Source organism: Flammeovirgaceae bacterium SG7u.111, assembly GCA_034044135.1.
Taxonomy (GTDB): Bacteria; Bacteroidota; Bacteroidia; order Cytophagales; family Flammeovirgaceae.
This window is the reverse complement of the sequence record CP139021.1, coordinates 4,231,513-4,245,072: the sequence shown is the minus strand read 5'-3', so window position 1 is coordinate 4,245,072 and position 13,560 is coordinate 4,231,513. Positions and strand designations below refer to the sequence as shown.

12 protein-coding genes are annotated in these 13,560 nt (G+C 41.3%); 1 reads left to right on the top strand and 11 read right to left on the bottom strand.

The window, feature by feature from the left end:
• Nucleotides 1-110 precede the first annotated feature (110 nt).
• Entirely contained in the window at nucleotides 111-1,241 is a 1,131-nt protein-coding gene (locus R9C00_16625) for an SGNH/GDSL hydrolase family protein (GenBank protein ID WPO33328.1), read from the bottom strand.
• A 144-nt stretch (nucleotides 1,242-1,385) separates the two neighbouring features.
• Here R9C00_16625 and R9C00_16620 point away from each other — a divergent pair, with 144 nt between their 5' ends.
• Nucleotides 1,386-2,162, top strand: coding sequence for a LuxR C-terminal-related transcriptional regulator (locus R9C00_16620; protein ID WPO33327.1), 777 nt, complete (start codon nucleotides 1,386-1,388; stop codon nucleotides 2,160-2,162).
• Here R9C00_16620 and R9C00_16615 read toward each other — a convergent pair.
• The 10 genes from R9C00_16615 to R9C00_16570 form a co-directional block, all read right to left on the bottom strand.
• Complete coding sequence (locus tag R9C00_16615) at nucleotides 2,159-2,518, bottom strand: hypothetical protein (GenBank protein ID WPO33326.1); 360 nt, start codon at nucleotides 2,516-2,518, stop codon at nucleotides 2,159-2,161. The two genes, R9C00_16620 and R9C00_16615, sit on opposite strands and share 4 nt — an antisense overlap.
• A 94-nt stretch (nucleotides 2,519-2,612) precedes the next feature.
• Nucleotides 2,613-3,329, bottom strand: a complete 717-nt coding sequence (locus R9C00_16610; GenBank protein WPO33325.1) for a hypothetical protein — start codon at nucleotides 3,327-3,329, stop codon at nucleotides 2,613-2,615.
• Nucleotides 3,330-3,405: 76 nt separating this feature from the next.
• On the bottom strand, nucleotides 3,406-3,774 hold the full coding sequence (locus tag R9C00_16605) for a hypothetical protein (protein ID WPO33324.1): 369 nt from the start codon (nucleotides 3,772-3,774) through the stop codon (nucleotides 3,406-3,408).
• A 70-nt stretch (nucleotides 3,775-3,844) separates the two neighbouring features.
• Nucleotides 3,845-5,473, bottom strand: coding sequence for a hypothetical protein (locus tag R9C00_16600; GenBank protein ID WPO33323.1), 1,629 nt, complete (start codon nucleotides 5,471-5,473; stop codon nucleotides 3,845-3,847).
• Between the two features lie 2 nt (nucleotides 5,474-5,475).
• Complete coding sequence (locus R9C00_16595; protein ID WPO33322.1) at nucleotides 5,476-5,874, bottom strand: hypothetical protein; 399 nt, start codon at nucleotides 5,872-5,874, stop codon at nucleotides 5,476-5,478.
• 324 nt (nucleotides 5,875-6,198) lie between these two features.
• The gene (locus tag R9C00_16590; protein ID WPO33321.1) at nucleotides 6,199-10,416 is read right to left on the bottom strand and encodes a hypothetical protein; all 4,218 of its coding nucleotides are present in this window, start codon (nucleotides 10,414-10,416) and stop codon (nucleotides 6,199-6,201) included.
• Between the two features lie 276 nt (nucleotides 10,417-10,692).
• Nucleotides 10,693-11,142 carry a GNAT family N-acetyltransferase gene (locus R9C00_16585; GenBank protein ID WPO33320.1) on the bottom strand — a complete coding sequence of 150 codons (450 nt, stop codon included), beginning with the start codon at nucleotides 11,140-11,142 and terminating at the stop codon, nucleotides 10,693-10,695.
• A gap of 28 nt (nucleotides 11,143-11,170) precedes the next feature.
• A complete protein-coding gene (locus tag R9C00_16580) occupies nucleotides 11,171-11,548 on the bottom strand; it encodes a glyoxalase (GenBank protein ID WPO33319.1) in 378 nt (125 codons plus the stop codon).
• 67 nt (nucleotides 11,549-11,615) lie between these two features.
• On the bottom strand, nucleotides 11,616-12,320 hold the full coding sequence (locus tag R9C00_16575) for a DUF4386 domain-containing protein (protein WPO33318.1): 705 nt from the start codon (nucleotides 12,318-12,320) through the stop codon (nucleotides 11,616-11,618).
• Nucleotides 12,321-12,416: 96 nt separating this feature from the next.
• The gene (locus R9C00_16570; GenBank protein ID WPO33317.1) at nucleotides 12,417-13,448 is read right to left on the bottom strand and encodes an NAD(P)-dependent alcohol dehydrogenase; all 1,032 of its coding nucleotides are present in this window, start codon (nucleotides 13,446-13,448) and stop codon (nucleotides 12,417-12,419) included.
• Nucleotides 13,449-13,560: the final 112 nt, after the last annotated feature.

The window sequence follows — 13,560 nt, the reverse complement described above, 5'->3', positions numbered from 1 at the left end:
CCTGTCGTTTGAGTTTCAGGTATGAAGCAAAATAGAAGACTGATCGTTTGTTTGCCTTGTTGGCAAATGGGCGATCATCTTTTTTATAAGCCATAGTAGTAGCTTCTAACTCATTCCCAGTTCATCAATTTTTTCGTAAATAGAGTTAGTTCGTCGGAATGCTGAAGGTGCTTGCTGGCACTGGGATGGAAATCGCAACCGAAGTCTTTTTCATTTTGTGCATCGAGCTCGCTCAACTCGAAATAATGCAAGTTCCAAATTCCTTCTTGGTTGAGTTCTTTTATCACTTGCTGAAGGCAAGAGGCTAGCGTACTCCGCACCCTTCTGGGTTTAGGATAAGCATCCGACACCATGGGGCTAAGCAGCAAAAGCACCTTTGAATGAGGGTAGTTGCTTTTTACTTTGCGCACAAATTTTTTGTAGGTATCAACGTACCGCCAGCGGGGTGGGTTCTCATGGGCAAAATCGTTTGTGCCCAAGTTGATAACCACTAGTTGTGGCTTCCAGTAGGAAAAATCCCAAAAAACCGAGTCGTTTTGAGGGTAGATTCGGTCGTACATAGTGGGCATCGTCCGTTCTTTATTCCTATCGTAGTTTTGGTACATCCCTATTCCCGAAAACGCCACGGCAACGTATTCTGCATGCAAGTTTTTGGCTGTAATAGCTCCATAAGCTCTTTCGTTATTTTCTGTTTTTCCCGAAAATTTACAACGCTTATTGTCTCCTTCATTACCATAGCCACAGGTGATAGAATCTCCTATAAATTCAATTTTCCGTTGCTTGCGACGGGGGAGGGGCAGGAGCCGCTTTCCTCTATCGAGTCTTACTCCCCTAAATGCAGTTACTCCAGTGTGAGCCTCGGTTCTTTTGAAAAGCCTCAAGTGGTGAGCTTTATCGCCTAATCCGCTCACTATGGGGTAAATAATTTTGCCATTCATCACTTCCAGTGGAGCGAGCAACCTTCCGTCGAGCCAAACATTGTAATAGCTCAGGTGGGGCATTCCATAACCGTCCTTGTTTTCCGAAAAGTTTTCGAGTAATAAGGTACAGGAAGTGCCTTCAAACATAAATTCGATGCTGGAACCAGGCCAGCCGAAAGAAGGCTGAAGTGGGTTCCTGAAATCAAAGCGGCCCATGTACCTGATCATGAGGTCGTCTGGCCTAATGAGCGTAAAGTTTAGGCTCGATGAAGTCCTGATTTCTGGAACTAGAAGAAAAATGAATAAAATAAAGTACTTCATTTGTTTTGCACTTTGTAGATACATTTTTTATTAAAAATAATACTTTCGCAAATAAGAAAGGTTTGACCGATGTTTACTTTCTGTTTTTCAAAAGAATAAACGAATGTTTATTCTTTTGAACCAACATTTTATTAACAATTAGCTATGGGGAAGTTTGACCATTACAACGAGATTTTCAGGACTACATATGATTTTAGAAAAGAAGAAATTAAGGGGCATATCAAGCACCTGAAAGAGTTGGATAAGGTGCTTCCTCCAAGTTCTACTTTCCTAATGATCACAAATACGAGTATTAGTAAATACGAATTTATCAGCAAAAACTTTGGCTTTGCCACTGGGCAAGATAAGGAAGAGTTTTTAGAAAAAGGAATCCCTCACTTTCTTTCGTTTATACATCCTGATGAAATTCAAACATGGCTGCAGCTCCTTCGAGAGCTGGTAGAGTTCTACTTAGAAAATTACCCACCCCAATTACTCGATAGGCTAGATTTCCAGTACAACTATCGCTTTAAAAATGCAGAGGGGAATTATGTGAATATACTTGAAAACCAGGTGAATATTTTAGCAGATACCAACGGGAGGCCTATTGTTGGGCTGGGGCATTTTACCGTTTTTGGTGAAGGAGAAGAGTTGCCCATGCGCGCAACAGTGCGGTTTTTGAATGAGCACGATGATTATGAGACTGTTTTTTATAAAGTATATAACACAGGTAAGATCAGGCTTTTAGAATCGGTTATCACGAAGCGGGAAAGGGATATTTTGAGACTGATAGCCATGGGGCATCCAAATGGATTGATAGCTCATAAACTAGGAATTAGTGTCCATACGGTGCAGACCCACCGTAAAAATATGTTGGAAAAAACAGAGAGTAAAAATAGTACAGAATTGGTTGTTCAGGCAATTAGAGAAGGTTTGATCTAGCTTACGTTGGTAAAGCTTTTCAAGGAATCTTTTGTAAAGGTTTTAGTTATAAAAGTAAATATACTCATTGCTCCTCCAAAAAATTGCTTTTTGAAGAAGAGTGGAAATACGAACCCAACAGTTGGGATTATTAGCCCTAAGTTATTCGGAATGTTAGATTCTAGCTGGACTAAATATCCAGCAGTGGTGGAAATGGTGGTAATGAAAGCAGTGATGTATTTGCTCAGGTGCCTAAGTATACTGACCTGTTTTTTGATCATTTTTATATGCTTATCAATCACTTCTTCTTCTTCTTCATTTTCCGAAAATACCTTACAAACAATATCCCCGTCCAAATAGAGTTTCGTTTCAATCACAAATTCACCCTTGCTGTTTTTGGACAAAAAGCTGACTTCCCCTAGCAATAGGAGTGACTTTAAAAACTTGATATGACCGCGAGTTCCCTTCAAACTACTTATTGCCGAAAATCCCCCCAACTAGCTCAGTTGCTGTTTTTATCAAGCTTTGCCAATAGTCCAGAGAGAGCTGGACATGTTTGTCATGGATTTTGGTAAGTGCTTCTTTCGGAGCAGATGCATAGTGCTCACTTATTCGTGTCACCACGTCTCCATCAATGCCAAACCGAGTCTGGAGAATGATCTTTTCTGAGCCTAGATCGTACATTCTCCTTATTCTAGCCTTGTCCCGAGGGTTTATGGGTTTAAAGTCGTATTTGTCAAACATATCGAGATCCATGTGGTAAATATCCATCGGTTTTAATCCAGCTGATGAATCTTTAGCTTCTACTACGATATCTGCCCTTTCCAAATAATCGCAAAAACCCATAATTCTACTAAAAATAACAAAGTCTTCGGCGTCCATTCGTTGCTTATGTTTTTGCATATATGCTTCCGTTTGCTTTAGCTCAGTATGCAAAAATTCATAGGACTGGCATTTGCCCTTGTCATAATCGTACCCAATATTGTTTTTGTGTATCAAAGTGCCGAGTCGGTAGGCATAGCTTTTTTTCAATTGTGCTACTAATTCGTCGAACGCAGGGGTCGTACTTGCCCCCATTGCAGGTTTGATTATGGTATTGATTTCCATAAAAGTCAAGTCATCGAGTATATCCAGAATCACTGACTTTTTGCTTTCTGCACTGTTGTCTTTTTTGGAGAAAAGGCCCATGTTACTTTATAAAAAAATATTCAAGGAAATACCTAAGCTGGCATGTGCCAGCTTGAAGGTTGCTAAGTTAGAAAAATTACTCTTCTGGAAAGAGATCTTTCAATGCTGGGAGAATACCTTTCAACGTATCTACAATTGTCCCAATAGTTTCGATGTTGCTCTCGATAATCTCGCTGCCTTTTGCCTCACGGGATTGGTGGAACTGTACCAATTCGGGGTATTTCTTGTAAAATGGTTCAGTTACATGGGTCTTCACATCACCGTCTATCAGGTCGATCCTGCTTACTATGCCTTGAACCTCTTGAGATTTTGGGTAAATAATTTTCCCTTGGTTATCAACTTCCAATTTGCACATCACCGTTTCGATGTTGAGTGTGGTAAGGTCATTTGCACTGTTTACCAATTTGTCTAATAAGGTCGACTCTTTTTTTGTATTAGCTGCCATTGTATTAGTATTTTGATGTGTTTTTACAAATAAATTGATTCAATTTCAAATTTTCCATGCAGGTGAAATCTTATGGAACAGGTTGTGCTTCATAGCTGAGCCGTAGCTCTTTAGATTCTTCCACAATCATTTTGACCACTTGCACTATTTTAATGAGCAAGAGCGGCCACGAAAGCATGTTTACCGCCCTAAGTACGAGTTGGAGCACGCCTTGCACCACTTTTAAGGAAAAAAACATGGTAGCAAAAAAGTACCCTGTTTTGAACCTGTGGTCTTTCACCAATTTTGCCGCCGACTGATTAGCCAAATTCATGCAGTCGCCGTCCAACGAAAAAGTGGAAATAATAAAGTCTTTTTCTGTAGCGGTAACCACCATTTTCCTTCCAATAATAAACTTTAGCCCATCCAGAAAGGCTTTGATCCCAAACCGCAGGTTTTCATAGAAAATTTTGAAAATACGGGTGAGGAAACTGGTCAATTGTTTGAGCTTGGTAAGGACGAATTTGAATAGCTTTTTAATCATTGCCATAGCCTTTTGGAGTACTTTTTTTACTCCGCAATAGACCCTTTTAAAAAATCCTTTTTTAACTGTTGGCTTGTCACTCCCCGAAACCAGCTCTTTCTTTATCTTAGAGAGGTTTTCGTTGTATTGTTCGCGGTCTTCTTCCGAGGCTTCGGCCACTTGGTTGCCCAATTCTTCCCATAGCTTTTCGGGGTTGTGCCCCTCGTTTTCCACCATGTATTGCTTCAAGAAAAACAGCCCGTTGAACATATAAAAACCATCGTCCAGATAGGTAAGCGCTCGGTGTGGTTTGATGTCGGCATCCGTACTTTCATTGTGTAAATTAATTGCTTCTAGCACGCTGCTTACCGTGGCATCGCCCATGTTGGAGTCTAGCAAGCCGTCGTAAAAGCCTTCCTGCCATTGGTGAACTTGGATGAGCCTAAGTACGAATTTTTTGAACTCATTTCTCGATTCTTTCCTAAGGAAGTGATAATCAATTTTATCCTCGTTGTCTTTCAGAACCGTTTTTTTGAGCTTTTTAATGTATTCGTTCTTCTCCCCAAACTCGTCTACCAGTTGCCTGCCAAATGCCCGCCTTCTTTCCAGTTTTTTAAACTCATCACCTTCCAGTTTTTTTCCTCTAAAAGTCAAAATGAAATCCTCTGGAGGTCTTTCTTCCAATAGCCGATATGTAAACCCTTCAATGTCTGCTAGTTGGTTAATGCAATCAAGCTCCGAAAGGTCGGTGTATTCTTCCAGCCTTCTTAGCATCAGCAGCGCATTGATGGAAAATGGTGACGAAATGGGAAACGCATTTCCATCCCAAAGTCCAAAAAGCTCCAGTCTGTAATGGATAATTCGGGTGATGAGATTGGTCGTACCCAGTTCAGGCATTTGCTTGAAGGTAAAACCTTCGTCAATGTCCGTTGCCTGTCGGGAAGTTTGGAGGAGGAACGTTTCTTCGTCTAGCCTCAAGCTGTCGGAAATCTCTTTGCGACTAAGCAAGCCTGACGATAAAAAGTCCTCCTTAAACGCTTGTTTTCCTTCATCGATCTGAGAGTTGAGCAAAGCATCGCCCAGCGCCCTATTTATATAGCCAAGCTCCTGCAAGTGCTGCAAAATCTCGTCAGTAGGGTCGGGGAGAGTCGTGTATTCTTCTTCTAGCCTTTCTATCAGATCTCTGGGGATTGCCATTCTTATTTACCGAATGTGTTTACCAAGTTTTTAACCATTTCAAAAATGTTGGCCCTAGCCTCGCGCGATTCGGCAATCATGTCTTTGTGGAGGGTAAGCAGTTCTTTGTCCGCTTCTGAAATATCGTCTCGAACAATGTTGGTGACATCCGAGTCGATCTTGATACTGGTGAAGGCAAAGAGCTTAAGGTCAACTTCTCCTTTTACAGAAGTCATTTTTTTGAGGACTTGGTCCACCCTTGCTCGGTCAGTGTCGTTTTTAACCACTTCCGATACTTTGTACTGGAAATTTCCAGTGAAAGTAGATACTTCGAGGGATGCGGCATCGCCAATAGCTTCGCCAATGTCTCCCAGAAGTTTTTGGAAGCCTTTTACTACTTTTTGTTCGTTTTGTGAACTCATAATGTTACAAGTGTTGGTGTTAGAATAATGGATTATGTGTTTATGAAATGTATTCTCAAATCAGAGTTTTGGTGCAGAAGATCTGCCAGCTTTAGCAGCTGATCCAAAGATTTGGCGTACTTCATGTTCAATAAACGAAAAATAATCTAATAAACCTATATTGGAGGGGTAAAAAATTAACTAAATAGCTGAAATGACCAAATAATAAGTTGGAGTTGCTCCTGATTTCTGCGTGATTATGGTATTTGGAAAAAGAAAATGCCTCACACTGTAGCATGAGGCATTTTCTATTATGTTTTGAGAAAATATAAATTGTGATGAAATCTAATAAACCGTAATCTGTGCGGCAAAAGGTCTGGTGACATTTCCGGCTACATCTTTAAATCTTACATATACTTTTTGAAGTCCCGTTCCTCCTATGTTCCAATTTGCCCCATTGAACAAAGGCTGCCATTCTGCGCTTTCCAATCCGTTGGGAGAATTGGCTATCTGCATGAATTTGGCATCGGGCATCTCATTGTATGGAGCGTCTTTTAGGTGGAAATCTAATGAAACTTGCAAGCCATCTACCATAGTCTCATCTCCATTTATTTTGAAGGTATGGACTACTGGCGATTCTGAATCGAGAATGATCGATTGGGTGAGCACTTCAGTTACATTTCCTGCCCTGTCTCTGAATTTCACAAAAACTGTTTTTTTCCCTTCTAAGTGGTTCAGGTTCCATTTTCTGGTTTTCTTAAATGGTTCCCACTTTTCAGGAATAGCAAATAGTCCTGTGTTGCTGATGACCATTTCATGAGCTCCTATAGACTCAAGGCTGAGCTCTACGTTGGCGGAGTTGGTGAATTCCGCTCCTTTGTTGATGGTAAAATCATTTCCTTCGGGTGCTTTTCTATCTAGTAAAACACTTACCGAAGCCATGTCAGGTTCATTGCCCGACTCATCACTAAAGCGGGCGTATATAACCTTGTCTCCATCAGGACCTTCTAGTTGCCATTCCATTTTCGGTGTTAGCTTTTTCCAGCTTTTCCCCTCAAAGTTATTCGAGTTGCTAAGCATCACTCTGGTGGCTCCTTCCGACTTAAGGTTGAGCATAACGAGCCCATTTGGATTATGGCAATAAGAACCTCCTTCTATGGTCATAATGGCATCTAGTGGAGGCTTTCTATCAAGCTCTACTTTCACTTCTACAGGTTTGGTTACATTTCCCGTAGCATCTTTGAACTGGATGTACACATGCTTTATGTTGTCTTCGCTATTTGTTAGTTTCCAATCTATTTCTTCCTCGTATTTCACCCAGCGGGCAGTTTTGATGGATGGCAAAGTATTGCTAATTCGTACCATTGCCGCATCTTCGGAGTACAAGTGTAATTTTACATGTTCAGAGTTGGTAAAAGCCTTTCCGTCGTTTATCACCAAGCTGTTGTTTTGAGGAGGAAGCTTGTCGATATTCACCGATCCGCTAACTACTTCAGATACATTTCCATACAAGTCTTTGAAACGAGCATAAAGTTTTTTGACACCATCGCCATGGGTTACCCTGTAAGTAAATGGAACATCCGTATAAGGCAACCAACGTACCCTATTGAATTCTCCGTTTTCGCTTAGTTGCATTAAAACGGCATCTTTTGCTTTCACCTTTACTTGGATATAGTTGGGGTTGAGTCTTTCCCACCATCTTGAGCTACTCACTTCCATTGCGCAATCGAAAGGAGCTTTGGTATCTATTAATATTTTATCCTTCACCACTTTCGACTCCGTTCCAGTTTTGCTAATGAACTTGGCGTAAACAACCTTTTCTCCGTCATTTGGAGTAAGTACCCATTCTTTTTTGATGTGATAAGGCTCCCATTCTGCCCCTGCAAAATCGGAATTGTTGCTGATCATCATTTTGTCGACGTTGTCTGATTTGAGCAGAAGTGAGACCTTGCTTTCTCTATTGGTAGTATAAGGATCGTTATTGTTGATGGAAATTTTGCATTGGTTTGGTGTGACTTCTACAAATATACTATCCGAAACTACATCGGTGATATTTCCCGAAACATCTTGGAATTGGGCATAAACGGCGGTCATGTCGCCTTTTGTACCTAAAAAAGTGAGGTAAGGTTTGTGGGTATAGGCTTGCCATCTAGCGTCGTGCATGTCTTCGAACAAACTAACTTTCATGAGTACCGCATCGGCGGCTTTTAATTCGCTCCACACATAATAATCTTTGGTGGTAGGCTTGCCATTTGCCAGCGTGATGCTGGGTTTTTGTGGCGGATGAATATCTAAGATAATATCATCTGAAACTGGGCGGCATTCAGTTTTTGTCCTACTTCTAAACTTGACAAATACCGTTTTTTTTCCATCTACATCGGTAAGCTCCCAGTCCTTTTGTTCTTGGTAAGGCTCCCATTCTGCACCCCTGAAGCTGCTGTTGTTGCTAACCATCATCTCGGTGGCATCTTGTGCATAGAGATCAAGTTTTACCTTCAGCTCTTTGCTGTGGGAATAAATAGCATCTTTGTCGATGGATATTTTTGCTCGAAGAGGCATTAATCCTACAGTTAATGGAACAGAAACTGTGTCGGAAATATTTCCTGCCAAGTCTTTGCAGCGAGCATAAATTCGGATGTCGCCAGATTGGGGGACAAGCTTGAGCGAAACTGGCTCCATTGTGTAGCGTTGCCAAGGGGCTTCCAAAAAGTCAGGGCGGTTGCTGATCTGCATAAATTCCGCATTTTCAGCTTTCACCATTACTTTTGTGTGGTAAAGTAGCGTTTCGGATTTTCCTTTATTTACGCTTAGTGCAATATTTTGGGGAGCTTCGTTGTCAAGAATTATTTTGCTCGATATTCGAGGAGATTCCGTGCCTATGGCACTTCTAAATTTGATGAAAACTTCTTTTTCTCCCACGCCAGGTTCTAGTTGCCAAGGCTTTTCCCTAACATAAGGTTCCCAATCGGCATCATCAAAATGCTTGAGGTTGCTAACCATCATTTCACTTGCTTCCCTTGAGTGGATATACAGCATGGTTTTTCCTTCGGGGTCGGTACAATACTTAGCAGCGCGGTCTATTGCTAGTTGGTAGCGAACAGGCGGTGCATTGATGATGATCGAATCTTCGTAAATATCCGTTTGGTTGCCTGCTTCATCTTTGAAGGTCACATATACTTTTTTATGACCAGGGTCACGGTTGAGGGTAAATACAAATGGCTCTGCTTTGTAATATTGCCAAGGTACTTGGTAGAAAGTAGGATCTTCGCTTACTTTCATCATCAGGGCATCGTCGGCATTCAAATCGACAATTACGAACTGATCGTCAATTACCTCGTCGCCATGTTGTAAGCTGATAGAACAGTTTTGTGGGGCTAGCCTATCAATAAGTACTTCATCGCTAACTACGGGGGTTTCGTTGTGAGCTATATCTCTGTATTTTACAAAAATTCGCTTTTCCCCATCGCCTTCTTCAAAGTTCCAAGTAGCTTGGCGCTGAAATGGTTGCCATTCTGCGCCGAGCATTTTAGGGTCGTCGCTTATCATCATTTCGGTCGCCTCTAAGGCAAAAAGATCTAGTTCAACCGATTCGCCTGTGGCAAATTTTTCATCATTTTCAATGGCTACATTGGGCGCAACTGGCGGATAGGTGTCCACAATCACTTCATCTTTTACTATGCGAGAATGGTTGCCGGCAACATCTCTAAACTGCGCATATACATAATAGACGCCATCCCTTGGGTTATCGAGCGGCCAGTCTTCGTAGTAATCGTCCACCATTCTCCATTTTAGCCCGTAGTCGGAAAATACATTGGTGATTTTCATGTATTCAGCACCTTTGGCGAAAGCTTCAAGGTCTACTTTGGAGTTCACTTGGTTCAGATATTTCTTGCCTGTTGTCTCATCAAGAATGATGTCGTCTGAAATTATTTCTAACCTAAGATCAGAAGGGGGGGTTGTGTCTAAAATTACGGCATCGCTTGTAGTTTCCGATACATTTCCAGCTTTGTCTCTAAACTTCACGTAGACTTTTTTCTCCCCATCGCCCGAACTAAGGTTTGTAGTAAATTGGGAGTTGAAGGGAAGCCATCTTCCCGTACTAAAGTTTTCATCTGTGCTTACAAACATCTCATCTGCTTCGTAGGCAGCTATTTCCATCCCTACGTTCATGTAATGTGTAATGTAGGTATTCCCTCCGGCAAGCAGCAAACTTCCCCCAAAAGGAGCTTGGGTATCGAGCATGATCTCGTCAAAAATATAACCCGATTCGTTGCCGTCTTTGTCCCTAAATTTGATACAGACCGTTTTGAGGCCGTCGCCTTCATCAAGAACCCAGTCTATTTTCTCTTGCACAGGTTGCCAAGCAGAGCCAGCAAAAATATACTCGTTGCAGAGCATCATTTCTTCCATGCCTTCGCCCAAAATCCGGAGTGAGACCTCTCGCTTATTGATATGTTCTTGCCCATCGTTTATCCAAATGCCGTATTGAGCAAAGGCATTTGCCCAGCACAAAAGGCTGCAAAAAGTAGAAATAAGGAAAAACTTGAAAGTTTTAGTATTCATCTTAAAGAAGTTGTTTGGGGTAACTACTGGTCTATATTTAGCTTATTTTTGTTGCTGCTTTAGGGCAGCATAATCACCTTATATAACTCCTTCTTTTTCTCTTAATTTTACATTTATTAAGGTTTTTAGGGTGGGGAAACGTCTGATATGTTACGTGGGGAAATTATTGGGGATAGGATAGTAATTTAAAATAGAGTTGTGTTCGGGAATATAAGCTGTACTAAAAAAGGGATACCCATTGCTTTAGAAAAGAGGTTTGTGTGCCACCTATAAAAGTTACAATACTTTCTCAAAACAAAAACTGGTATCAATTCCTGCATATGGGCCATAGTTAGGAATTAATTGGTAATTATTCTTTTTGTACAAATCGATGGCTTCATGCTGGTTTATCCCCGTTTCTAAAATACATTTTTGAAAGCCTAGTTCGGCTGACCATTTTTCCAGTTCATGGAGAATTTGGCTGGCAATGCCCATTCCTCGGCTCTCAGGAGAGGTGTACATACGCTTTATTTCCATAGTAGTAGCATCGTATTTGCGAATAGCCCCGCAGCCCAGAGCTTCATCGTTTTTGTAAGCGACCAATACATGGTTGATCTTATCGGTTTTGTTGAATTGGTTGTAAAAAGCATGGTCATCTCCATCTGTTTCCGCCAGAGCAGCATCAAGCTGTTTTACCAATGCAGCAAAGTCTTTGTTCTCTGAGTTTGTTCGTGTTATTTTTATCATTCCTAAATTTCTGTTATTAGAGCGTATGTTAACTTTTGGAAGAAGTGAATTCCCCAAAATGCCAAAGAATTCCTGAGGGGTCATGAAGGAAAAATTCTCTGCCCCAGCTATCTGTTTTAATTCCCGAAAGGCGGACGTTTTTATATTTTTCTGTCAAGTTTTTTTCTTTTAACCCCTTCAAACATTCCTCAAGGTTAGCCACTTCTAGAAAGATCATGGAGTTATCTATCCAGTCTTTCACATAAGCATTTTGTAGGTAAAAGCCTAGTTTCTCGTCAACCTTAAAGAAACTCATTTTAGGACCAAGCGGAACTTCAATAAAGTCCAGCTCAAGGTAAAAACTCCTTGATTCCCCAAAGTCTTTTGCCCCAATAAAAGTCCTGATGGATTGCGCTTCGTAGTTCATTTGATATTTTGAATAAGTTGGAGCTAATATACCAAACTTTGCAAGTAGGAAAAACTATGAGAAGGTATCAATTCGAAAACACTTTTCTTCCCTTTACCAAGAGCAAAATGGCAAAAGTAAGTTCGCTGATGACTGCGCAGCCAAGCAAAGCTATAGCCAACCAAGAAAATAACTCAACTTGTGGGAAAAGGAATTCTTTGGAACTTTCCACCACATAGCCAAAACCACCAGCCATGAGCAATGCACCCAGCCAACTGGCGAACAAACCAGAGCGGAAGACCAAATACCCTAGTAAAACTAAATGGAAACCAAAGAAAATACCCCAGATAAGTACCACTATCTGGTGCGCTTCCAAGAAAAATAAAGCTAAAGATTCTAGTTGGTTAGGCTCAAAGGCGGATAGATAATCTTGCCCGTTCATAAGGGTAACAGGCATAAGGTAATTGATCAAATTGATACCCATAATGATCGCCATCGCTTGCCTGTAAAACATTGCCATCATGGAAATAGCCCTGTTTACCTCCTTAAAAAGCTGGTAAAGAATTACGGATAAGACAATTTCTATTATACATACCAGAATGTCGGCGGCGAGTCCTAATTGGAATAATTCCCAATGGCGGTTGAAGTTTTGAACAGTGGCAGCAGCGTCACCTTTAGCTATCAAAATAGTTGGGAGGTAGCCCATGCTAAAGCCTGAAAAAATGGCTATGAGAATATACAACAGCCCAGCAAACCGAGCATATTTCATGGATGAAATCCGAATAGAGTTCATGTTGAATTTGAGATTAAAGTTGAGAGGAGTTTTATACTGAGAAAAGTGAAATCGGGAGTCCGCTTGAATCGTCTCCAAGATAGCGTGTCAGTTTATTTAGTGGGTATTTGTCAAAACTTTCTGTTCGTCTTCAGTGCTAACCAAATCGCTTTCATTATGTATAATGTTCACTACAACATTTCCCACTTTATGCCCACGGTCAATGTATCGGTGCGCCTCCGCTATCTGCTCTAGCTGATATTCCCGCCCGACTACGGTTGAAAATAAGTTATTTTCAATCATCAGCTTGAGTTCTTTGAGCATTTCCCTAAGTTCAACAGGTTTTTTCAACCCTGTAGCTTCAAACAGCGCTTTCTTCTTGCTTTTTGTCGTCCAGATCATTTGGAAAAGCAAGCGCATGTTCAACACTGGCGAAAGGTACAAGCCATTGACAGAAAGGGAACTTTTGCACTGGGAAAAAGAGCTTTTGCCAACAGTGTCGTATATAATATCATAGGTAGAATTATTTAGCCTGAAGTCTTCTTTCAAATAGTCGATGACATGATCTGCACCTAGGGATTTGACCAAGGCAACATTCCTGCTGCTACAAACACCCGTTACTTCTGCCCCAAAAGCCTTTGCCAATTGAACCGCAGCTGTTCCCAAACTTCCCGATGCGCCAATGATAAGCACTTTTTGCCCAAGCTTTACTTTTGCCAACTCTTTCAAAAAGTTGAAGGAAGTTAGGGCTCCATCGCAGATAGGCGCAGCTTCTTGGAAAGTAATATTGCTGGACTTGGTTGTAATTACCCCATCTTCAGGCACGCAGACATATTCGGCATTAGCCCCAAAGCCCAAAGCGGTCTCCCCAAATACTTCTTGCCCCATCTCAAATTGCGAGACATGCTCTCCAATAGCTTCCACCACGCCTGCAAATCCTGTTCCCATGATAGAGTGCTTTGGCTTGAACAAACCAATAAACAGCCTGCCGTAGAAAGGCGTTCCTTGGCGTATCATAGTATCTGCGGTAGTTACCGAAGCGGCATGCACTTTTACCAAAACTTCATTTTCTTTCGGACTTGGTTTGGCTACTTCTTGGAGTTGGAGTACCTCGGGAGATCCATATTTTTCACAAACTATTGCTTTCATCTTTTTAGCGTTTTTGATTTCTAGATGAAGCAAAATTATTGGACAGGGCAAGAGCAAGTGTTCGTGATTATAATTCCGAACAAAATGGATCGGTTCTGAATCATACTAAACC

What these genes read in the sequence shown, in the direction of transcription:
- R9C00_16625 (WPO33328.1), bottom strand. Translation starts at nt 1,241, where the DNA reads ATGAAGTACTTTATTTTATTCATTTTTCTTCTAGTTCCAGAAATCAGG.
- R9C00_16605 (WPO33324.1), bottom strand. Translation starts at nt 3,774, where the DNA reads ATGGCAGCTAATACAAAAAAAGAGTCGACCTTATTAGACAAATTGGTA.
- R9C00_16580 (WPO33319.1), bottom strand. Translation starts at nt 11,548, where the DNA reads ATGAACTACGAAGCGCAATCCATCAGGACTTTTATTGGGGCAAAAGAC.
- R9C00_16610 (WPO33325.1), bottom strand. Translation starts at nt 3,329, where the DNA reads ATGGGCCTTTTCTCCAAAAAAGACAACAGTGCAGAAAGCAAAAAGTCA.
- R9C00_16575 (WPO33318.1), bottom strand. Translation starts at nt 12,320, where the DNA reads ATGAACTCTATTCGGATTTCATCCATGAAATATGCTCGGTTTGCTGGG.
- R9C00_16590 (WPO33321.1), bottom strand. Translation starts at nt 10,416, where the DNA reads ATGAATACTAAAACTTTCAAGTTTTTCCTTATTTCTACTTTTTGCAGC.
- R9C00_16585 (WPO33320.1), bottom strand. Translation starts at nt 11,142, where the DNA reads ATGATAAAAATAACACGAACAAACTCAGAGAACAAAGACTTTGCTGCA.
- R9C00_16595 (WPO33322.1), bottom strand. Translation starts at nt 5,874, where the DNA reads ATGAGTTCACAAAACGAACAAAAAGTAGTAAAAGGCTTCCAAAAACTT.
- R9C00_16620 (WPO33327.1), top strand. Translation starts at nt 1,386, where the DNA reads ATGGGGAAGTTTGACCATTACAACGAGATTTTCAGGACTACATATGAT.
- R9C00_16570 (WPO33317.1), bottom strand. Translation starts at nt 13,448, where the DNA reads ATGAAAGCAATAGTTTGTGAAAAATATGGATCTCCCGAGGTACTCCAA.
- R9C00_16600 (WPO33323.1), bottom strand. Translation starts at nt 5,473, where the DNA reads ATGGCAATCCCCAGAGATCTGATAGAAAGGCTAGAAGAAGAATACACG.